General features: G+C 65.5%; 21 protein-coding genes. 9 read left to right on the top strand and 12 right to left on the bottom strand.

The genetic code is table 11. From position 1 onward, the window contains the following. The first annotated feature begins 170 nt into the window (after positions 1-170). Positions 171-617 carry a SoxR reducing system RseC family protein gene (locus H5T73_12145; GenBank protein MBC7248510.1) on the top strand — a complete coding sequence of 149 codons (447 nt, stop codon included), beginning with the start codon at positions 171-173 and terminating at the stop codon, positions 615-617. Between the two features lie 55 nt (positions 618-672). Here the strand turns inward: H5T73_12145 and H5T73_12140 are convergent, their stop codons facing one another. Both H5T73_12140 and H5T73_12135 read right to left on the bottom strand, forming a co-directional pair. Beyond that, a complete protein-coding gene (locus H5T73_12140; protein ID MBC7248509.1) occupies positions 673-1,476 on the bottom strand; it encodes a hypothetical protein in 804 nt (267 codons plus the stop codon). A 20-nt stretch (positions 1,477-1,496) separates the two neighbouring features. Next, complete coding sequence (locus H5T73_12135; protein MBC7248508.1) at positions 1,497-1,841, bottom strand: prepilin-type N-terminal cleavage/methylation domain-containing protein; 345 nt, start codon at positions 1,839-1,841, stop codon at positions 1,497-1,499. Positions 1,842-2,050: 209 nt separating this feature from the next. Here H5T73_12135 and H5T73_12130 point away from each other — a divergent pair, with 209 nt between their 5' ends. From H5T73_12130 to H5T73_12120, 3 genes are all read left to right on the top strand, one after another. Continuing rightward, positions 2,051-2,521 (top strand): DUF2752 domain-containing protein, encoded by a 471-nt coding sequence (locus tag H5T73_12130; GenBank protein ID MBC7248507.1) that lies wholly within the window; start codon positions 2,051-2,053, stop codon positions 2,519-2,521. A gap of 40 nt (positions 2,522-2,561) precedes the next feature. Next, positions 2,562-2,900 (top strand): DUF4234 domain-containing protein, encoded by a 339-nt coding sequence (locus H5T73_12125; protein ID MBC7248506.1) that lies wholly within the window; start codon positions 2,562-2,564, stop codon positions 2,898-2,900. Positions 2,901-3,069: 169 nt separating this feature from the next. Then, positions 3,070-3,285 carry a DUF4234 domain-containing protein gene (locus tag H5T73_12120; GenBank protein MBC7248505.1) on the top strand — a complete coding sequence of 72 codons (216 nt, stop codon included), beginning with the start codon at positions 3,070-3,072 and terminating at the stop codon, positions 3,283-3,285. Positions 3,286-3,342: 57 nt separating this feature from the next. On the opposite strand, the gene H5T73_12115 is transcribed toward H5T73_12120, so the two are convergent. Genes H5T73_12115 through H5T73_12100 form a run of 4 tightly spaced genes read right to left on the bottom strand, consistent with a single transcriptional unit; the run spans position 3,343 to position 6,938 of the window. Beyond that, on the bottom strand, positions 3,343-4,143 hold the full coding sequence (locus H5T73_12115; GenBank protein MBC7248504.1) for an energy-coupling factor transporter transmembrane protein EcfT: 801 nt from the start codon (positions 4,141-4,143) through the stop codon (positions 3,343-3,345). Then, a complete protein-coding gene (locus H5T73_12110; GenBank protein ID MBC7248503.1) occupies positions 4,140-5,006 on the bottom strand; it encodes an ATP-binding cassette domain-containing protein in 867 nt (288 codons plus the stop codon). Before H5T73_12110 ends, H5T73_12115 begins: the two co-directional genes overlap by 4 nt. Next, positions 4,991-6,541, bottom strand: a complete 1,551-nt coding sequence (locus tag H5T73_12105; GenBank protein MBC7248502.1) for a Gx transporter family protein — start codon at positions 6,539-6,541, stop codon at positions 4,991-4,993. The genes H5T73_12110 and H5T73_12105 overlap by 16 nt, the downstream gene beginning before the upstream one ends. Further along, positions 6,525-6,938, bottom strand: a complete 414-nt coding sequence (locus H5T73_12100) for a NusG domain II-containing protein (GenBank protein MBC7248501.1) — start codon at positions 6,936-6,938, stop codon at positions 6,525-6,527. The genes H5T73_12105 and H5T73_12100 overlap by 17 nt, the downstream gene beginning before the upstream one ends. Before the next feature lie 219 nt (positions 6,939-7,157). Here H5T73_12100 and H5T73_12095 point away from each other — a divergent pair, with 219 nt between their 5' ends. From H5T73_12095 to H5T73_12085, 3 genes are all read left to right on the top strand, one after another. Further along, entirely contained in the window at positions 7,158-8,063 is a 906-nt protein-coding gene (locus H5T73_12095) for a class I SAM-dependent methyltransferase (protein MBC7248500.1), read from the top strand. A 179-nt stretch (positions 8,064-8,242) separates the two neighbouring features. Next, a complete protein-coding gene (locus tag H5T73_12090; protein ID MBC7248499.1) occupies positions 8,243-8,836 on the top strand; it encodes an acyltransferase in 594 nt (197 codons plus the stop codon). A 199-nt stretch (positions 8,837-9,035) separates the two neighbouring features. Further along, entirely contained in the window at positions 9,036-10,046 is a 1,011-nt protein-coding gene (locus H5T73_12085) for a DUF4921 family protein (protein ID MBC7248498.1), read from the top strand. A 100-nt stretch (positions 10,047-10,146) separates the two neighbouring features. Here H5T73_12085 and H5T73_12080 read toward each other — a convergent pair whose 3' ends face one another. Together H5T73_12080 and H5T73_12075 are read right to left on the bottom strand one after the other, a co-directional pair. Beyond that, positions 10,147-11,550 (bottom strand): CoA-binding protein, encoded by a 1,404-nt coding sequence (locus tag H5T73_12080; protein MBC7248497.1) that lies wholly within the window; start codon positions 11,548-11,550, stop codon positions 10,147-10,149. A gap of 52 nt (positions 11,551-11,602) precedes the next feature. Continuing rightward, a complete protein-coding gene (locus H5T73_12075; GenBank protein MBC7248496.1) occupies positions 11,603-12,844 on the bottom strand; it encodes a glycosyltransferase family 4 protein in 1,242 nt (413 codons plus the stop codon). A 436-nt stretch (positions 12,845-13,280) separates the two neighbouring features. Here H5T73_12075 and H5T73_12070 point away from each other — a divergent pair, with 436 nt between their 5' ends. Both H5T73_12070 and H5T73_12065 read left to right on the top strand, forming a co-directional pair. Beyond that, the gene (locus tag H5T73_12070) at positions 13,281-15,881 is read left to right on the top strand and encodes a hypothetical protein (protein MBC7248495.1); all 2,601 of its coding nucleotides are present in this window, start codon (positions 13,281-13,283) and stop codon (positions 15,879-15,881) included. Between the two features lie 95 nt (positions 15,882-15,976). After that, positions 15,977-16,594 (top strand): class I SAM-dependent methyltransferase, encoded by a 618-nt coding sequence (locus H5T73_12065; GenBank protein ID MBC7248494.1) that lies wholly within the window; start codon positions 15,977-15,979, stop codon positions 16,592-16,594. A 24-nt stretch (positions 16,595-16,618) separates the two neighbouring features. Here H5T73_12065 and H5T73_12060 read toward each other — a convergent pair whose 3' ends face one another. The 4 genes from H5T73_12060 to H5T73_12045 form a co-directional block, all read right to left on the bottom strand. After that, a complete protein-coding gene (locus tag H5T73_12060) occupies positions 16,619-18,199 on the bottom strand; it encodes a glycosyltransferase family 39 protein (GenBank protein ID MBC7248493.1) in 1,581 nt (526 codons plus the stop codon). 196 nt (positions 18,200-18,395) lie between these two features. Beyond that, positions 18,396-19,886, bottom strand: a complete 1,491-nt coding sequence (locus tag H5T73_12055; GenBank protein ID MBC7248492.1) for an oligosaccharide flippase family protein — start codon at positions 19,884-19,886, stop codon at positions 18,396-18,398. Positions 19,887-20,033: 147 nt separating this feature from the next. Further along, positions 20,034-20,900 carry a glycosyltransferase family 2 protein gene (locus H5T73_12050; GenBank protein ID MBC7248491.1) on the bottom strand — a complete coding sequence of 289 codons (867 nt, stop codon included), beginning with the start codon at positions 20,898-20,900 and terminating at the stop codon, positions 20,034-20,036. A gap of 116 nt (positions 20,901-21,016) precedes the next feature. Next, a partial coding sequence (locus H5T73_12045; GenBank protein ID MBC7248490.1) for a transposase occupies positions 21,017-21,158 on the bottom strand: 142 nt, incomplete at its 5' end.

The raw sequence follows: 21,158 nt of genomic DNA, 5'->3' as shown, positions 1-21,158 counted from the left end.
GGCGGGCCCTTCCGGGCGCGGAGCGGTTTGCGGTTCGGCCTCGTGGAGGATGGGGCGGAGCTCGCCCCGCCGGCCGGCGCTTCGCTCATGCGCGAAAAACGAGAAGAAGTCGGCTTGCAGGTGCCCGTGGCGCGTCGAGCGCCTATACTGTGATCATGGAGTGCAGGGGCATGGTCGTGGAGAGAGAAGGGCGCTGCGTCCTGGTGCACGTGGCGCGGGTGAACTGCGCGCAGTGCGGGGGATGCGGGCTGCTGTCCCGCCGCGGCGAGCACGTCATGGAGTTCAGGGCCCGCGACGATGCGGGGGCCGAGGTGGGGGACGAAGTACTCTTGCGGTTACCCCCGCGCCGCCTCATACTCTCCTACCTTATCCTGTTCGGCCTGCCCCTGGCTTGCATGGCCGGCGCTTTCGGCTTGGTGGCGCTCTCCTTCGCCCTGGCGGGTGGGGGAGATTACCAGGGAGCCGCCGTTATCGCGGCGGTGATCGCCGGCCTCGCGGGGTTTTGGTTGGGCGCTTTCCTGGCGGGGCGGCGGGGATTCTCACCCGTGGTGCTTGCGGTGCTGGGCAAGGCCGAGAGCGGAGGAAAGGCAGGGGGTTACCGGGGAGGGGTTCTTTGATGGAGAGCCTCCGCCGGCATGGCACACGTTTTTGCGGGAAGGCGAGGCCGGGCGATTATCCTGTCGGTTCCTCGCCTTCCCGCAGGCGTGCGAGCAGGCCGTCGATCTCTTCCCGCGCCTCGGGGTAGGCGAGAACGGACACCACCAGACCCTTCTGCCCGTCACCCTCTCCTGCCTGAGAGAGGTAAGCGCGCACCTTTTCAGAGAGTCGCCTGGCACAGGCCTGGGCTCCCTCCATCCCGACGTTGGGCAGGATGGCGATGAGACGGTTCCCCTCCCGCGCCAGCTCGTCCACGGCGCGCGTATCGGATTTGAGCACGTTGGTGGCCAGGTCCCGCAGCACGCTCACCCTCTTGGCCTTCATGGCGGAGACGAATCCTTCGTCCACGGCGAAGCAGACCAGCGAGAAGGGCTTCTCGTACCTCTCGTACTCGTTGATGCGGTTGGTCAGCTCCTGGATGAGGAAACGGGCGTTTCCGAGCTGGGTCTCGTCGTCCACCAGGTCCTGCCTCTCCATCTTCACGAAGAAGTAGCGGAACTGGGCACGCATGTGATGGCAGAGGAGGGCCAGCGCGCCGTAGACCGCCAGCTTCACCAGTATGAGCTGGACGGCCGCGCCGGCGCTGCAGTCTCCTCGCAACAGCAGGCGCACGGCGGTATAGGCCGCGAGGCAGGCGAGGAAGCCGAAAAGAGCTCCCCTCCTGCCTCCGTACAGGCTGCAGACGATGACGACCAGCATGAGCAGGTGCCCGAAAACCTCCACCCCGTCCGTCCGCTGCACGACCATGGAGATGGCCATGATCACCACGGCCACGGTGATGACCAGGAGCACCAGGCGCTCGAACTTCGCGTACCTCATGTCAACTCCCCTCCGGTACCTCAAAGGTTAGCGTGATACGGGCAGGAGACGCTTCCGCTTGCGGGGTCGTATGAATATTCCTCAAGCGAATAGGGGCAGCGGAAGGTAAAGCCGCGATCGATATAATCCGGCACCAGTTCGTAAAGGGTCGCGGGGTTGCGGCCGTTCTTGGCGTAGTAGGCGGCTATCCCCTCACGGACGACTCTCAGGTTGGCCCGGCACGCCGTTTCCTTGCTCGTCGAAACGGAAAAGGAGTAGGAGGCGACGGCGATGCCCACCAGGATGCCGATGACGAGGAGCACCATCATCAGCTCCACGATGGTAAAGCCTTCCTCCCGACTCGCGTACCTCTCCTTCGTTCTCATTCCCCGCTCCGCTGCACCCGGATGCACTTATCACGCTATAAGATTCGGAATAAACGCCCGCTGTCTTGACTGGAGCCGGGCAGGTGGAAAAAGCCTTATGATGGTATCATCTGGTGGGGGGATCCCGAAAGTGCGAGCGTATCGCGTGGACGGGGTTGACGGGCGAAGTCGGCGGGTGACGGCTAGGAGGATGGTGGGCCTTCATGGAGATGCAGCGGGATGTTCCCGGGGTTACCGCAGGGGAAAAGTTTGCCGTGTCGCCACCGCTATCCCGGCTCAAGGGCGTTTCCGCGGAGACGCAGCTGCTGTGCGGCGGGCTGCTGGTCCTGGGCGGGTCCTATCTCTATACTTACCTCGAGGGCTTCCTGGAACGCGTGACCCCGGGATGCCTCTTCCACCGCCTGACCGGGCTGCCCTGCCTGCTCTGCGGCATGACGCGCAGCCTCGCCGCCACCGCCCACGGACGCCTGGCGGAGGCGTTCCGGCTGCACCTGCTGGGTCCACCGCTTTTCGGCCTGTTGCTTCTCATCACCTCGATTCTTTCGGCGGAGAGGATAACGGGGCGCCGCATCCTCCCCAGGCCGCGGGAGGGCGCCTGGAAGAGATGGGGCTGGGCTACCCTGGCCTTTCTGGCAGCGGCCTGGGTGGGCAGGTTGCTGCTCTTTGGGGTGAACATATAGGATCCCGGCCCGACTCCGGGAGTGGGAAAGGAGGAAGAGTATGGAAGGTTACCAGCAACCCGCGCAGGGCGCATCCGCGCTCTCCTACCACGTGGGCGCCCGCGCCAGCACCGACTTCATGACCGACCCCGGCATGGCCATACTGCTCTCCCTCGTCACCTGCGGTATCTACGGCTTTTACATCATCTACAAGCTGGTGCAGAGGAGGGACGAGCATTTTCGGCGCATGGCGGGAGTGGTCGATTCCGCCATCGCCACCCTGCGGGAGAAGGCAAGGGGCAGGGAGGACCTGATCGCGCCGGAGCTGGCGCAGCTGGAGCAGGTGCGCATGCAGATGAACGCCATGGCCACGGAGAGTTTCGCCGCATGGCGCGTTTAGAAAAGCGCCCGCGGTGCGCATGCAGATGAACGCCATGGCCACGGAGAGGGGGGCGGCCATATGGCTCCTCATCTGCGCCTTGACCGGCATCGGGACCTTCATACTCTACTACCTGCTCATGCAGGATTACGTGCAGCACGACCAGGCGGAGGCGTACTTCTTCACCCTCATGAGCAGCGCGCTGGCCAAGCTGGGGCTCTCGTCGCAGGCGGCGCAGGCCGTGCCCTCGGTGCCCCGGCGCGAGTTCGTGACCTTCCTCCTGCTCTCCATCGTCACCTGCGGCATCTACGGACTCTACTGGATGTACGTGATGATCAAGGACTTCAACGACCATTTCATGGCCCAGGTGGCGTGGGAGGACTTCCTAGTCCAGGCGCTGGGCTGATGGCGTGAGGAATCCGCAGGCCCCGTCCCGGGGCGTCCGGGAAGCTATCGGAAGGGGTCAGGCCGGCACCAGGGAGGCGAGGGCCAACACTGCGCCCACGATGATGAGCGCGACAGCGTCCGGCAGGCCGGGCCGGGCGGTACGGTGGGAGGTGCGTCCCGCCCCGCCGCGGTAGCCGCGGGCCGCCATGGCGGCTCCCAGTTCCTCCGCGTCGCGGAAGCAGCTGTTGAAGAGGGGGATGAAGAGGGGGAGCAGGGACCGCGCACGCCGCAGGGGATTGCCGCTGGAGAAGTCGGCCCCCCGCGCCTCCTGCGCCTTCGCTATCTCCCCGGCACGTCCCAGCATGACGGGGAGGAAGCGGAAGGCGGTCGCCAGTATCATGGCCGTTTCCCGCACCGGGAAACCCAGCTTTCCCAGCGGCGAGAGGAAGTACTCCATGCCTCCCAGGAGCTCCACCGGCCCGGTGGTCATGGTCAGGATGACCAGCAGAATGACGGCAAGCGCCAGGCGCATGGTGAAGACCACGCCGTTCTCCACGCCCGTGTTGGTTATGGAGAACGGCCCCCATCGCCACAACACCCGGCCGGGAGAGAAGAGCAGCTGGACAAGGGCGGTGATGACGAGGAGTACGAGGACCGAGCGCAACCCCGCAAGTACCTGCCGGGGAGGGAGCTTGGCCAGGTAGATGACGAGGAGGGAGAAGAAGGCGAGCACCAGGATCCCCGCGGCTCCGCGGATGGCGAAGGCGCCCACCAGGAGGGCCAGGGCGCAGAGGAGCTTGCTGCGGGCGTCCAGGCGGTGCACGGGAGAGGGGACGGCGTAATGCTGCCCCAGGCGGATGCGATGAAGCCCCTTCATCTTTCCCTCCCCCCCGCGGCCTGCCGGCACGAGATGATGGCCTGCGCCGCTTCCCGCGCGTCGAGGACGACGCCGGGGAGGGCAAAGCCCCTGGCCCTCAGCTCGTGAAACACCTCCGCCAGGGGAGGGGGGCGCAGCCCCGCCCGGACCAGGCCCTCCACGTCCGCGACGACCGTATCCCTAGCCCCGCACATGGCGATGCGTCCTTCTGTGAGCACCGCCACGCGGTCTGCGAGCTGCGTCACCTCCTCCCAGTCATGCGTCGCCATGAGGATCCCCGTGCCCTCACGGCGCAGGGAGGAGAGTATCGTCGCGAGACCCTCCCTCCCCTGGCCGTCCAGGCCGCTGAACGGTTCGTCCAGGAGCAGAAAACGGGGGCGCGTGACCAGCACGCCGGCCAGGGCCACGCGCCGCATCTCCCCCTCGCTGAGGGCAAAGGGAGAGAGGCCGGCGTAGGCGGCGGGGTCCAGCCCCACCAGGCGCAGGGCTTCATGTGCCCTCGCCCTCGTCTCGGAAGGGGAGAGGGAGAGGTCCCGCAGGCCGAAGGAGACGTCCCTTTCCACCGTCTCGGCGAAGAGCTGCGAGGACGGAGACTGCAGGAGCGCGCCGACCGCGCCGCGCAGGGCCTGCCGTGGCCTGCGGGAGGAGTCCGTACGCCTTCCGTCCAGGAGGATGCGCCCCCCCGAGGGGGCGAGGAGTCCCGAGGCCACCTGGAGCAGGGTGGATTTCCCGGCCCCCGTGCGGCCCATGAGGCAGAGCACCTCGCCCTCGCGCACCTCAAGGTCCACGCCGCGCAGCACCTCCCTGGCCATGGGGGTCCCGGGCAGGTAGGTGAAACGCACGTCCTTCAGGGTGAGGCACATATCTCCTCCACCAGCTCGGGGACCCCGGACGGGCAAGGGGAGACGCGCAGTCCCCGCTCCTCCAGTTCCCTGGCCAGGAGCAGGAGCTGCGGCGGGCGCAGGCGGCAACGCTCGAGGATTTCCTTTTCCTGGAAAAACGCCCGCGGCGTGCCGTCGTAGGTGATCCTACCTCCTTCCAGCAGCAGGAGGCGGTCGGCGAGGAGCATCTCGTCGGGGCGGTGCGTGACGAAGAGCAGGGTCAGGCCGTGCTCCTCCCGCAGGCGGAGCAGGGTCAAGAGCAGTTCCTCGCGGCCGGGGGCGTCGAGCATCTCCGTGCACTCGTCGCAGAGGAGGAGGCGGGGACGCATGGCCAGCGCTCCCGCCAGCGCGAGGCGCTTCTTCTCCCCCAGGGAGAGAAGGTGGGACTGGCGGCGACGCATTGCGGCGAGGCCGGCGAGGCGCAGGGCCTCCTCCACCCGGACGGCTATCTCCTCCCGGGGAAGGCCCAGGTTCTCCGGCCCGAAGGCCACGTCTTCCTCCACCGTGGAGGCGACGATCTGGTGGTCGGGGTCCTGCATGATCATGCCCACGCTGGCGCGGATGGCGGTAAGGTCGGCGGGGAGGGAAGTATCCAGGCCGTGCACGGTGACCCTTCCCTCCGTGGGGAGCAGGAGCCCGTTGACCAGGCGGCAGAGGGTGGACTTCCCGGAGCCGTTGGGTCCCGTCACGGCCACGAACTCGCCTTCCCCCACGGAAAGGTCGACGTCCCGCAGTGCGAAGGAGCCTTCACGCCCGGGGTAGCTCAGAGAGACCCCCTCGAAGAGAACGGCAACTCCGCGGCGCGCGGGCGCCCGCTCCGGCGCCGCCGCGGCCTTCCCGACTGCCGCGGCCTCCCGCTCCCTCGCGCCGCTTACTCGGAGCGCGGGTTCTCCGCCGGGCCGCTCGCTATCTGGAATATTATCCCATATATGCGACGGAGAATGCGACGGGGACCGGTCCCTTGCAGCCGCGAGGCCCCCGGACAGGGCGAGGAGGAGCCGGCGGGCGACGATGCCTATGACGAATCCGGTGGGGACGGCGATGAGCAGGAGGTAGGGCAGGTAATGGCGCAGCCCCGGGAAACCGACAAGCCAGACGGCCACTCCCAGCTGGGCGGCGTTGTGGGTCACCGCGCCGGCGACGCTCATCCCCGTGAGGGATACCCCCGGAAGCCTCGAGGCGCGGACGGCCGCCATCACCAGGGTCGCGGCGGTGCCGGCGGCGAGGCTGAGGGTCAGGCCGATGAAGCTTCCCCTGAGGAGCCCGCCCAGGAGGCAGCGCAGCACGTTGACCACCAGGGCCTCCCAGGTACCCATGCTGACCAGGGCGATGATGGTGGCCAGGTTGGCCAGCCCCAGCTTGGCGCCGGGAAGGGGAAGCACGGGCGGGAGCATGCCCTCCAGGATCTGCAGCACCAGGCCCAGCGCCACCAGCAGACCCAGGCGGCTTACCAGGTAGGCGCGGCGGTCGCCGGGGGGGATGGGGACCCTGCGCACGCGGTCAGCGGTTGACCACATCCGGCTCTCCTTCTCCGCCCTCTATCTCGATGACCACGCGGTTGGGGAGGCAGACGATGCTCTCTCCGGGACGGGATATCCAGCCGGTGTGAACGCAGAGTTTGTCCGGACAAGCGGAATCCACCATGCGCACCCGCCCTCCCCGCACCTCCAGGGTGCTCCTTCCCTGGAATCCCTCGACGGTCAGGGAGCGGTCGCCTTCCCGCAACGAGACGCGCGCCACCTCCTTACCGTTGGCGCTCACCCGCGCCTCCAGGCCGCTGCCGCCGGCCCCGGCCACGCTCTGGAGGATGAGGAAAACGCTCAGGGCCACCACTCCCAGGACTATCACCACGTCCCCGGGCGCCCACCAGCGTCGCAGGTAGAGGCCTTCCCCTCCCCGCTTCATCTCTCGCAAGACATCCTCCTCTCCTTTTCTCCCGTTCATTCTATAATGCGGGAGTTATAATGCGGGAGTGCAATGCGGGAGCGCGGCTGCGCCCCCCTCGTTCCACGATGCGGGAGCGCGGCGGCGCCCCCTCGTTCCCTCTCCCTCGCACGCTCCCCGCGGCACGGATCCTGCGCGGACTTTTCACGCAGGTTGTCCCGGCAAGATGCCATACATATAATCATTCCTATGGATGTAAAGGAAGCCAACATAGTATTTCACGACGAGACCAGCCGTGAGTACGACCAGAAGTGGGCCATACGCTTCGACGAGGACATGGCCGGCTTCGTCCTTTCCAAGTTCGAGCTGGGGCTCGGTGAGCCGTTTCCGCGCGGCGTCAGGGTTATGGAGATAGGTTGCGGCACCGGCTACGCCATGCTGAACCTGGGCCTGGCGGGAGTGCTGGAGGAGGCCTGGGGCTGCGACATCTCCCAGGGCATGCTGGACGTCTGCCGCGATAACGCGGAGCGCCTGGGGATAAAGGTGCACCTGCAGCGTGCCGATGCGGAACGCCTTCCCTACGAGGACGACTTTTTCGACCTGGTCATAGGGCACGCGGTCCTCCATCACCTTCCCGACCTGCGCGCCTCCCTGCGGGAGATACACAGGGTCCTCAAGCCGGGAGGCCGCTGCATCGTGGCGGGGGAGCCCACCGTCGCCGGGCACCGCCTGGCCAGGGTGGCCAAGGAGCTCGCCAACCATGGTATAAAATGGTATGCGCGCCTGGGAGGAAGGCTGGGGAAGAAAAGGGTGAAGCTGAGGGATTACCATGCCGGCGACTCGCAGGATGACCACGAGCTGCAGGAGCTGGAGTTCATGGTCGATATCCACACCTTCCATCCACGGGAATTATGCGAGATGGCGCGGGAGGCGGGGTTCCGGGAGGCGCGCTTCGAGAGCGAGGAGCTGCTCTCCAGCTTCATAGGATGGATATTCCGCACGGTGGAGAACAGCGTCAGCGAGGAGAACATCAGCGACCGCTGGCGCTGGGGGGCCTACAACACGTACAAGCGTGTGCGCTCCTGGGACGAGAAGCTCTACCGGTACCTGCCCCGGGAGTGGTTCTACAACCTCATCCTCTGCCTGAGGAAGTGACGGGAGGGGGCGCGGCACGTCGTCCCGGAGCCGCGGAGGACTTCATGAGCAAGGAAAGCGAAACGGTGGGGACGTCGCGTGTGCCCGCGGCAGAAGGGGAGCGGGATCCCGGTGAAGCGGTAAGGCCGCGAGGTCTTCGCTGGCTGAAGCGCAACATCCGCTTCATCGTCGAGAGGCGCATGTACACCCCGCGTTACTGGGTCTTCCTCTATCGTTTCCTGCGCTTCAAGGTGCTGCATCCCCGCGTGAAGACGAACGGCTTCTTCTTCCTGCCCAGGCGTTACGAGGTGGTGTTGCGGAAGGGGGGGCGCATGAGCATCGGGCGGTGGGTCTGGATAGGGAGGAACAACGCCATCAGGTGCCACGAGGGCGAGCTGCACATAGGGGACCACACCATCTTCGGGAGCGACAACACCATAAACTGCTACACGGGGATATATATCGGGCCCAACTGCCTTTTCGCCGACTCGGTCTACGTCGTGGACTTCGACCACAACTACTGGGACCCCGTCATCCCCATACGCTCCCAGGGCATCACCAAGGACGTGATACGCCTCGAGGGGGACACGTGGATCGGCGCGAAGGCCTGCATCCTGCGCGGGGTCACGGTGGGTAAGGGGTCCGTGATCGGGGCCCTGAGCCTGGTGAACCGTGACGTGCCTCCCTACGCGGTGGTGGGCGGTGTGCCGGCACGGGTGATCGCCTGGCGGCCCCGTCCTTATGCCGAGAAGGGGGAGGGGGAAGAGGGAGGGGCGGCGGAGAGCGTCCCGTGAGGGAGCCCCTCCCCTGGCTTCCATGGGCGGAAGCCTGCGGGGAGCGCGAGAGGACGCGAAGGCCCGCGCCGCGGGGCAAGGGGATAAGGAGGCGTGACGCCGCGGCGTTGAGGCATCCCGCCTGAAAGGAAGGTGTCGCGTGGGGAATCGCTTGGTAGATCACCCTGAACGCCGTCCATGCGGCTCTTCTCACCCGCAGTTGAGGCGGGACCCCCTCGGCGGCTGGTGGACCATACTCGCCCCGTCCCGTTCCCGGCGGCCGGGGGGCATGGCGGGGGAGGGCGCAGCGCCCGCGGGGGTCGAAAGGGGAGCGAGCGGTGCCGCCTCCCCCTGCCCTTTCTGCCCCGGCAACGAGGCCCTCACCCCACCGGAGGTGTGGGCGGAGGGGAGGGAGGGCGGGGTGCCCGATACCCCGGGATGGAAGATCCGCGTGATCCCCAACCTCTACCCCGCGCTGGAGGGGGAAGAGGGAGAGGGCTTCCCGCCAAGCGCCAGCGGCAGGGGCGGGCGCACGGCGCGGGGACGTCACGAGGTCATAATCCACACGCCCGTGCACGACCTGCCCCTCTCGCGCATGGGACCGGACGACGCGTTGCGGCTCATGCACGCCTACCGGCTCCGCTACCGAGCCCTGTGCGCCCTTGCCGGCGTGAAGCAGGTCATCTTCATCGTCAACCATGGTCGCGAGGCTGGCGCCTCGCTCGCGCATCCCCACACGCAGGCCTTCGCCCTGCCGCTGGTGCCCCGCGCCGTGCGGGACGAGTTGCGCAACGCGCGCGGACATCACGACCGCGGCTGCCCCCTCTGCGCGGAGCGGGAGGAAGCCCGCCGCGGGGGACGCGTCGTCCTGGAGAACGGCGGCTGGACGGCCCTGGCGCCCTTCGCCTCGCGTCTCCCCTACGAGACATGGTTCGTCCCCCGCCGCCACGAACCCGACTTCGGGAGAGCGCGCGACGGCGAACTGCGGGCGATGGCCGACATCCTCACGCGCACCCTCGCGGCGCTGGCCCATGCCCTCGGCGATCCTCCCTACAACCTCTGGTTGCATGCCGCGCCCTGTGATGGCAAGGATTACCATTACTACCACTACCACCTGGAGCTGGTGCCCCGCCTGGCGGTGGTGGCCGGGTTCGAGATGGCCAGCGGCATGCACATCAACGTGGTGGACCCGGAGGAGGCAGCCCGGAAGCTGCGGGAATCCCTGCATTGAGGTCCTGGCTGCCGGCCCCGGTCTCACGTACGTCCTTCAGCGCGAGCAACGGCGGGAAGACATGCTCGCCGAGTTGAGGTCCTGGCTGCCGGCCCCGGTCTCACGTACGTCCAGCGGCGCGGTGGAAGTCCACGTAGCGGCGGAGGGAGAGGCAGGCGGCCGTGGGGGTCAGGTAGGCGGGCACCGCGGCGGCGTGCAGCCTCGCCGCGTGGGGGGCCGCGAAGGCGCTGGGAAAGAGCACCACGACGACGGGAGTATCCATGCGCTGCCGCGCCTCGAGCACCTCGTCCGTGATGCTCTTGAGCAGCCCGATGTCGCCGTCGCGCGAAGCCGGGGCGCTGCCCACCGCGAGGATGATGTCCACGCCGGGGTCGCGGTCCAGGATCTCGAGTACGCGCCGGTAATTGCCGGGAACCACGGCACCGAACCCGAGGTCGACCGGGTTGGAGAAACTGGTGCCCTCGCCGGGAAGGAAGGAGGAGAGTTCGGCGACGGTCTGCGCGGAGAGCACGGCGGTCTGGAGGCCGGCCCTCTCCACCGCGTCGGCGGAGTTGACCCCCAGGCCGCCCGGCGAGCTGACGATGGCCACCCGGCGTCCGCGTGGCGGGGGCAGGTGGTAGAGGGCGGCGGCGATGTCGAGCATCTGTCCCAGGTCCTCCACCAGGATGATCCCTGCCTGTCGCGCTGCTCCCTCCAGGATCTCCGCGTTTCCCCCCAGCGCGGCGGTGTGGCTGGCGGCGGCCCTGTTGCCGGCCGGGGTGAGGCCGCCCTTGAACACCAGGAGGGGTTTTCTCCCCCGCAGGCTTGCGGCGACGGCGAGGAAGCGCCTCGCCTCGCGCACCTCCTCAAGGTAGGCCATGATGATCTCCACGGAGGCGTCCTCGGCGAGGTAGGCCAGGAAATCGGAACAGTTGAGGTCGAGCTCGTTGCCGCTGGAGACGATCTTGTCGAAGAGTATGCCCCTCTCCATCCCCGTAAGGAAGCTTATGCTGGAGATGGAGCCGCTCTGCGATATCATGCCGGCACGGCCCGTGACGGGGAACATGCCCGCGAAGAGAGCCACGCGACCGCGGGAGGAGTATATCCCCATGCAGTTCGGCCCCACCAGCCGCAGGGCGCTGCCCTCTTTCGCCTGCCGTATCTCCTCCTCGAGCCTCCTCCCCTCGGGACGGCCGCTCTCGGAGAAACCGGCAGTGTTGATCACGCACCCTCCCACCCCTGCGGCGGCGCATTCGCGCACCAGGGGAGGGACGGCCTCCGGCGGCACGCTCAGTATGGCCAGGTCCGGCACGCGCGGCAGGGAGGTGATGTCCGGGTAGCAGCGCATGCCCATGATCTCGGCGTAGCGGGGGTTCACCGGGTGGAGGTCGCCGGGGAACCCCATGTCCAGCAGGGAACGAAGGAAGAGGGTCCCCGGACTGTCCCTGCGCTCGGATACGCCCGCGATGGCGACGGATGAGGGGTGGAAAATGCGGTCGAGGCTCTTCTTCAGCTCCTGGTCCATGGCCTCACGCGTCTTTCTTCAGGCGACGGGTTGCGGCGCCGCGGAGGGTCAGCTACCCTTGCGCTCGTTCCGGCAGGGGAGGGCATACGTGCAGGGCACGGGGCCGGTACTCGTATTCCCGCACGGACCTTTCGTATATAGCCATGGTGTGTCGTGCGATGCGTCCCCAGTTGTACTTCTCACCGATGAATTTCCGCGCGTCGCCGGTGAGCTTCTGCGCCAGCCCCTCGTCCTTCAGCACCCTGATCATGGCCTGGGCCAGCGACTGCGGGTCGCCGGGCTGGAAACAGAGCCCCGTTTCCTCGTGAATGACGATCTCCTTGAGCCCCCCGGTATCTGCAACGATCACCGGGCAACCCGCCACCATGGCCTCCAGCACCACCATGCCGAAGGGCTCGTAGAGGCTGGGTACCACGGTGAGGTCGGCACACTTGTAGAACTTGACCAGCACGTCGGTATCCACGAAGCCCAGCAGCCTTATCTTCTCACCCAGCCCGAACTCCTCGATCATGGCCTGCAGGGCGCGCGCGTGGGGTCCCGTGCCGGCCACCAGGAAGCGCAGGTCGGGCACCTCCTCGAGCACCTTGGGCATGGCCTCGATGACCGTCTGCACCCCCTTCTCGTACACCAGCCGCCCCACGAAGAAGACCATTCTCCGGTCGGGATGGATGAACTGGCGGCGTATCATCTCGCGCTCCGCGTCCACCGCGAAGAGGTCGTATTCGATCCCGTTGGGGATGACCGTCACCTTGTCCGGTGGGAGCTCGAAGATGCGCACCACCTCGTCGCGCATGTAGTTGCTGCAGCATATGGTGCGCACGCTCTCGAAGGTGAGCCACCACTCGATCTGGTGGATGATCTTCTGCATGGGGCCGGGGAGGTTGCCCTGGTGGCGTCCGTACTCCGTGGCGTGTATGGTGGCCACCAGCGGGATGCGGTAGGCGTGTTTGAGGGCTATGGCCGCGTGGGCCACCAGCCAGTCGTGTGCGTGCAGCACGTGCACCTTGCCGATCCTCTCGTTGATGAGGGGCACCGCCCTTTCCAGCAGGGCCACGTTGAACTGCAGCGTCCAGGATACCCAGTCGTCCTGTGGTATCTGCGGCGGGTAGAGCGGAACGCGGTGGATCTGCACGCCCTCGGCTTCCTCGTAATCTGGGGAGCCCGGCGAGTCCTTGGTGACCACGTGCACGTTCACTCCCAGGCGGGCGAGATTGACCGCCAGTTGGTGCACGTGGGTTCCCAGGCCGCCGACGATGCGAGGTGGGTATTCCCAGCTCAGGATGAGAGCTTTCATCTCCCCGCCTTTATGCGCCAGACGACGACCATCCCTGATCGTCGCCTTCTTGTACGTGGACGCTCGAAACCTTCGTTATTCATGGAAAAGCGTAAATATTTTATACAAAGCCGCGGCTTTTGACAATATATGCCGTTTTCCGTTTTATTTGCCGCGTCATGCCGCTTCCCGGGTCACCGTGCGACGCTTGCCCCCGCGCGGCGACCCCTCCTCCCGCCACAGGCGGAGGATGGGTCCCTGTCCGGGGGGCGCCGTAAACGGTGAGCGCACGTTTCCGCTCTCCGCAGGGGACGGCGTTTTTCCTGATAGAGGAGAGGACGGAAGTTGACATTTTCCCGTAAAAAGTATATTTTTTCCTTGGAATAGGGAATTGCCGGTAGAAGGATATATGGAAGCAAAACGCCATGGAAACAACTTGCTCATGGGGGTGTGATTGGTGAGAAGAAGAGCACGCTTTTTTATTTTTATCCTCGTTGCCGCGCTGGTGTGCGTGGTCGCCCCGTTCTCCACCGGGTGCGCCGACCCGCCCTTCGGGACGCCCAAGGCGGGGACGGTGGTGCGCTACGATTTCATATCCACGGCGGACGGGCAGAACCTCCCCTGCAACATCTACCTGCCGTCCGGCTACGACCCATCGCTCAGTTACCCCCTGTGGATAGACCTGCATGCCCTGGGCGGTTACCCGTTCCTCTGCAACAACTCGCTCAATTCATTCTCCAACACGCAGAAGGACATCGCCAACAAGAACAAGTGGATCGTCATCGAGCCCTGGGGGAGGCATCTCAGCGGCTACTACATGGACGGGTTGGCGAAGGATTCCGGGACCAACAAGATCCCCCGCATCATCGACGACTTCTCGACCCTGGCGGGGTGGAATACGGTCAGCGGTAAATGGAGCGCCTCCGGTGGGGTATGCACGCAGCAAGACGCCTCCGCGAGCTGGAAGGAAATGGTAAGGAGCGGTTCCTGGACCACCAACGGGGACATAAGGCTGCGTCTCATGGAGGTCTCGCGCACCTCCCCGGTGAGCGCGGCGGGCGTCAACTTCCGCCGCGCGGGAGAGGGCGATTTCTACCACCTCGATCTGAGCAACGAGAACACGTCCTCGGGTGTCAGGAAATACGTGCGCCTCTACCGGGTGAGAGGCGGCGAGTGGATCCAGCTCCACAAGTCGGAGCTCAACACGGCCAACCTGGCCTCCGACAGCCCCTGGACCACCGTGAAGATCTCCCTGCGCGCCGGCAACGTTCAGCTCTTCATCAACGACTACATCGTGAGCATACAGGAGCCGAAGATGAGCACGCCTTACGGCAGCGGGCGCTTCCTGCCGGACGAACCGACGGCGGGCGAGGTCTCCATCTGCAGCTACGGGGGGGTGCACGAGTTCGACGAGTTCCGGCTCACCAACGACCTGGAGTTCGGGGAACGGGATATCCTGGACTGCATCAACCAGGCCATGGAGTTGTTCCCGGTGGACGAGAACCGGGTATACCTGAGCGGCTTCTCAATGGGAGGCGTGGGGGCCTACGTGCTGGGCATCCATAACCCGGGCCTCTTCGCCGCCGTATCCCCGGCGGCCGGGGCCTCCGACCTGGTGCACGATTACGCCTACATCAACGAGCACTACCCGTACAAGCCGGGTTGGCCTTACGCGGACGTCAACGACGGCAGGATATGCGAGAGCTGGAGGATGCTCAGCGACAGGGAGGACCAGCCGGACCTCGCGACGCTTGACACTCCCCTCATGCGCGACAACAGCGCCCGCTACGTCATGGAGAACCTGGCCAACCTGCCCATACGCATCGTGCACGGCGCCACCGACTCCATCTTCCCCAACGATTACAAGAACCTGGTGGTGCTGTGGTGGAAGTGGAAGGATGACAACTCCGGGTGGGCGCAGGTGCAGGCTCCGGCGCCCTATTCCCCGGCGACCTCCACCTACGCCAACGGCAAGGACCTCTACAACCTGCTGAAGGGCTGGTCGGCGGCGGGGCCCTATTACGCCGAGTACTCCACCAACGCCTACTCGGGACACGGCTTCCTCGAGTCCTACTACACCACCGTCGCCTTCTTCCGCAAGTTCACGCGGGCACGCTTCCCGCGCGAGGTGGCCTACAAGACCTACGACGACGCGGAGAGCGCCTCCTACTGGCTGCGCTTCAAGAGGGACGCGGCGGCCGGAAGTGAGGCCGGTGCCGCGCGCGCGAAGGTGGCGGAGGACCTGGGCGGGGTGACGCTGGGCGTGCGCAACCTCTCGGAGGTCACCCTGGACCTCATGCAGGCGGGACTGGCGCTGGAAGCGGGAAGGACCCTCACCGTGCAGTTGAGCAACGCGAGCGGGCCGCACGTCATTCCCGTGAACGACGTGCGCGGCAGGACCACCCTGCGCCTGGTACACGCCTGGCCCGCGGCTTCCCGGCTGACGGTGAAACTCGACGGCGCCCCCCTCGCGGAGGGCGTGGGGTATAAGCGCCACGGCGCCGCGCTGGTATTCGAGGATCTCGCGACTACGGCGGCCCGAACCCTGACCATCGAGGTTTCAGAGAAAGCTCCCTCCGGACTGCTGGCCAACGCCGGCTTCGAGGATGGCGAGGCCGGCGCGCCGCCCGCGGGGTGGCTTCCCGGAAACGATTGCGCCCTCTACTCCGCCTACGACCAGGCCTCGCACTCCGGCAACCGCAGCGCCAGGATCAAGTCGGGCGGGAACGGCGGTTCCTGGGAGAGCGACGCCGTGAAGGTCACTGCCGGTATGGCTTACAATCTATACGCCTTCGCCCGTACCCGGCTGCTCAAGGGGGCCACCCTCGACATGAGTATAAAGTGGCTCAACAAATGGGGCTCGCTGATAGGGGAAACTTCCCTCACGCAGGCGGTGAAGAACGACTTCGCACGCCTGGAGTGGGATCCCCTCTACATGGAGGCCATTGCCCCGGAGGAAGCGGTCTCGGCAAAGGTCAGCCTGAAGGTGTCGGGTCCCGCCGTGGGGCAGGCTGCGGGAAGCGCCTGGTTCGACGACGTGATCTTGCTGCCGGAATAACCGGGCTTCTATTTGCGAAGGAACGGTGATTCCCCCCGCCTCGCGGGGGGAATTTTCCTGTGCCCGCGCCGGGGCTGACGGGAGGTAAGGCTCACATGGGAGGCGGAGAGGGAATACCGGCGGGGAACCGGGAGGACAAGTACCATACCACCAACCCCATAGCCAGGAGGATGGTCGACAACTTCCTCGAAACCGTCGCCGCCTTGCTGCGTGAGAAGACGGAAGGAGTAAGCTCCATTCTTGAGGTGGGGTGCGGGGAGGGCCACCTGGCCGCTTTCATCGCTTCCCTGGGAGTCGCCCCAGTCAAGGGGTGCGATTTCTCCGCGGACATTATCGCCGAGGCGGAGAGGCTCCACGGAGGGAAAGGCATCGAATTCTACGTCAGGAGCATCTACGACCTGGAAAAGGCGTTCGACTGGTGCGACCTGCTGGTCTGCTGCGAGGTGCTGGAGCACCTCGAGCGCCCCGAGGAGGGGCTGCGCAGGCTGGCGGAGACTGCGGGCAGGTACGTCCTTCTGAGCGTGCCCCGGGAGCCCGTATGGAGGGTCCTCAACGTCCTGCGGGGAAAGTACCTCGGCAGACTCGGAAACACCCCCGGCCACATCAACCACTGGTCGCCGGGCGGGTTTCGCAGGCTGGTCTCCGAACACCTGGAGATACTGGAGACCAGGAGCCCCTTCCCCTGGACGATGGTGCTGGCGCGGCCGCGTTGAACGGCCGCCCCGCGCGGGCCGGGCTTAATCCTGCCCGGTCCTCTCCAGGTAGTCGCGGATGTCGCCCCGCCTGTCCATGTCTCCGTCGGGGCCCTTGAACCCGTAGCACCTGAAGATGTAGAAGGTGCGGAAGACCTCGCCGCCGCGCATCACCCGGAAGACCTCCGGACCCTCCACGCGCGCGAAGTAGGGGGGGAGCTTCTCCTCCCAGTAGGAGGAGGGGGTGAAGTAGTCGTCGGGGTTGTCCTCCTCGTCCACGAAGACGACGTCCTTGCCCACCAGGTCACCCACGTAGACCCAGGGGTCGTAGGTGGTGTCCACGCCGAAGTTCTCCGTCTCGTAGACCCGGAAGAGGAGGGTGTAGCCGTCCACGCCTTCCTTCAGGCGATAGGCGATGCCGTTTACCAGGAAATGGTAAGGTCCCGCCAGGTAGACCTCGGGGCTGTCCATCTCCTGCCTTACCCGGCGCACCTCTTCGGCGATCTCGTCCCAGCCCACGTGGAGCTGGGAGCGGGTGAGGGCGAAGCCGATCACGTACGAGCTCACCAGCAGCGGAACGACCATGCACAGCACCACCGCCGCGAACCTCCACCAGCGGGCAATGAAGCGCGAAGAAGCCTTCTCCAGGAGCACGGGCAGGGACGCGGCGCCCGCCAGCAGTGATATGATGTGGCCGGGGAATGACCAGTAGGGCGGCCCGCCGGTGATGGTGAAGAAGACGATCACGGTGGCGGAGAGCCAGAAGAGGTAGAGGGAGGCCTCCTTCTTTTTCCTGAAGCCGAGATAGCCGTGGTGGACCACCCCGAAGATGCTCAACAGGTAGACGAAGGGGGTCAGGACCATCATCTCCCAGCCCACGTGCTTGATTATCTTCAGGACGTAGTCGAAGAGGCCGTGTTTGACGAAGCCCGGGCGGTTGGACAACTGGTAGATTATGGGTTGGAAATCGTGCCGGGCGTACCATACCAGGGTGGGGATGAACATGACCATCACGATGAGAAAGGCCAGGTAGGGCTCCTTCCTCCTCAACCACGCGCGCCCTTCCCGGCGCGTGGCCAGGAAGAGGAGGAGGCCCAGGAAGATGAGAGCGCTCTGCAGCTTGCACAGCATGAGCAGCCCCGAGGAAAGGCCCGCAAGGTACCAGTAATACCTCCTTTCGCCGCTTATCGCCCTCCAGGCCAGCAGTACGGTGAGCAGCCAGAAGAAGATGAAGGGCGCGTCCTGGTTGGCGATCATCAGCCAGTAATTGGTGATGGGAAGGAGGGAGAGGACGAGCGTGGAATAGAAGGCGCGTTTCCGGTCCCCGAAGAATTCCACGCATAGGAGGTAGAATAGCGGGAGCGAGGCGCTTACGAAGACGAGGGACCCCAGGCGCAGGGCGGCAGGAGAGTCCCCGAAGAGCTTCACGAGGAAGGCCAGTTCGAAGGCTATGAAGGGGGGGTGGAAGAAATAGCCAGCGGACAGATGCTTGCTCAGCAGCCACCAGCAGGCCTCATCGATGTGTATCCCCAGGAAGACGTTGATCACGAAATGGATGACCGCGAAAGCGCCGACCAGCAGGGCTAGCAGGTAAACATATCTTTTCTCTTGCCAGACCTTCCGCAACTCCTCGTGTCACCAGCTTTCTTGTTTCCTTGCGCGCGCCTGAAAGGGTTCAGCGCCTCGCGTGCGGTGCGACAAGATGATGATAGCACAGCAAGGGGCTTCGCGGCTCGCCGAACAGCGTGGGTGTACGTCCGTCCTTCTTCCGGCGGCCGGGCCGCCGGGGTACTGGTGCGAGAGAAGGGGTGGTGTGCGGCGATCAGCGCCGTGCCCTCGTGCCCCATCGCATAACGCGCGTGAAATCCTCAAGGAACCCCATGTGCCTTAGCGCAAGGTAATAGATGAGCGAGAAGAGCAGGGAGAGGGGTATGAAGTTGGCCTCGCTCTTGGGCAGGAAGGCGAGGGGCAGGAAGCAGAGCAGGGATAAGAGGACGTTCCCGCAGATCCTTTTCATGGGCCACGAAAGCCCCGTTCCGCGGCGCAGGTCGTGGTAGGAGAGGGCGGTGCCGGCGAGGGTGGTGAGGGCGGCGCCGCACGCCGCTCCCGTCTGCCCCTTCCAGGCCGTGAGCAGGTATATGGCGGCAACGCCCAGCGTTATGGTCAATACGATCACCCGCACCGCTTGCCGCTGTCGCCCGGAGGCGAAGAGGAGGTAGAGCAGGTAGACGTTGAGGGCGAGGAGGAAGTGGGCCAGGGCAAGCACTCTGATGATGTTCCCGGTGCGCTGGTAGGCCGCCCCGTAGACTAGCATCGTGACCTCGCCCGCGTTGAGCGAGAGGAGCAGAGAGGCGGGGAAGGCGATGCAGAAAAAGATATAGGAGGAGAGGGTGAAGATCCGCTGCATCTTTCCCGTATCCTCCCCGCGGAAGGAGGAGACGGCCACCGGGAAGAGTGTCAGGTAGAAGGCGGAGAACAGGAAGAAGACACTCTTGGCCGCGGTGGAGGCGGCCACGTAAAAACCGACGGCCTCTCCTCCCACCACCAGGTTCACCACCCAGATGTCCATGCTCATGAGGAGGTTGTAGAAGAGGGGCACGAGGACGAAGAGGAACGAGCTCCTGACGATGGTGCTCAAGGCGGGCCTCGCCCCCGCCTCCGGGGCGGGAGGTCCCGCGTCTCCGGCGGAATACACCCGCTTTCCCGCCGGTAGAAAGAAGACATAGGCGGCGAGGAAGGCGAGGATGGTGGAGAATATGTTCCCGAAGAGCGCTCCCCCCACGCCGTAACCGAGCTGCACGAAGAGTATGATTCCCGCGGCCTTGGCCACGGAGTAGACGGCGACGGCGACCGCCTGGCGGGTGTAGAGGCGGAAAGCGTTCAGGTACCCCACGTAAAGCTGGTAGACGCCCATGAGGGGCAGGTCGAGAAAGGCGATGAAGAAGAGGGAACCGTAGCGTGTATGCGTAAAGGCAAGGGGCAGGGCGGCGAGATAGGCCAGGGCGGTGAAGCCCAGCGACATGTAGGCCTGCGCGAGGAGGAAGGGACGTCGCACCAGGGGCAGTGATCCCGGGAAGGCGTTGAGGTGACGGATGAGCACGTCCCTGGCGCCGCATGTCAGGAGCTCGAGCCAGACCAGGACAGTGAAGACGAAGCCGAAAAGCCCGTAGTCCGCGGGACCCAGCTTTCGGGCCAGGTAGACGTAGAAGATGTATCCGCACAGTATGAAGACCACCTGGCTCGCCGCCAGGGAGACGATACCCCGGGCCACAGACTCTGCGCCGGGCGCGCGCCTCCCGGCGGACCGGCTCATGGCGCGCACCCCTTCTCATCCGTGCGGCGCGGGAGAGCCGCTGGCGCCGCAGGGGGAGGATTCCCCGGCGACGCCTTCACCGGGCGTGTGTAGCGCGCTGATGTGGGGCCACGGGGATGCTCTGCGCTGTGACCGGACACTTCTCTCTCAGAGTCCCGTTCGCTTGGATATGAGGTCCGCCACCAGCCCGATGGTGAAGATCTGCAGCGAGGAGATGAGGATGACCACCGTGGAGGTGGCTATGTGCAGTTGGTAACGGAGCATGTCCGCCACGGCCTTCCCGACGCCTCCCAGCAGGAGCAGCAGCGCCAGGGGCAGGAAGATGCGCAGGGGGTTGAACCAGATGACGGTGCGGTAGACCAGCATGAGGTAGTTCATGGAATCCTTCACGGGCTTGAAGGTGGACTTCCCCTTGCGCGGGTAGTAGTCGATGGGAAGGTAACCCACCAGGTAGCCGCGGCTCAGGAAGGAGAGGGTGATGGTGCTGACCCAGGAATGGCCCTGCGGCAGCATGTCTATGAATTTCATGAAGGTCTCCTTGCGCATGGCACGCATGCCCGAGTTGAGGTCAGGGATCCTGCTGTTGGTCATGAACTCCGCCAGTTTGCGTATGAACCACTTCGCGGGAGTCCGCAGGAGTTTCATGGTCCCCGCTTCTTTCGTGCGCGCTCCCACCACCATGTCGTAGTCCTCGAGGGCTTCCACGAGGCGGGGGATGTCCTGCAGGGGGTAGGTGCCGTCGCCGTCGGCGATGACCACGATATCCCCCCTCGCCCGGCGGATGCCCGTGTTGCGCGCCGCCCCGCCACCCAGGTTATAGGGGTGGTTCACCAGCCTCACCTCGGGGTACCTCTCCACTATCTCCCTGGTCCTGTCCGTCGAGCCGTCGTTCACCACGATGAGCTCCCACCGGTAGGAGGTCTCTTTCATGGTGGCGAGGATGGTCTCGATGTCGTCCGCGATGGCCTCCTCCTCGTTGTAGGCGGGGATGATTATGCTGACCATTTCCTCCATGGATGCAACCCCCCGGATCTCTTCGCCGCAGGCGGTCCCGGGCCGGCGCGGCGGCGCAGGTCTTTGCACTGACAAACACACGATACCTTAAGCCTGCAAAGGGGTGTGCTGGTTCACTACATGGTGAACACATCATCCCTATCCTTGCTCTCCTCCATCCACGCCTTCAGGAACTCCATGGGGGTGAGATAACCCAGGCTCTGGTGTGGTCTCACGTAATTGTACACGTAATTCCATCTGCAAAGGATCTCGTTGAGC

It is taken from the genome of Actinomycetota bacterium (assembly GCA_014360655.1).
In the GTDB taxonomy this organism is placed as follows: domain Bacteria; phylum Actinomycetota; class Geothermincolia; order Geothermincolales; family RBG-13-55-18; genus JACIXC01.
Note: the sequence above shows the minus strand (reverse complement) of the source record. Positions and strands in the feature narration are given on the sequence as shown.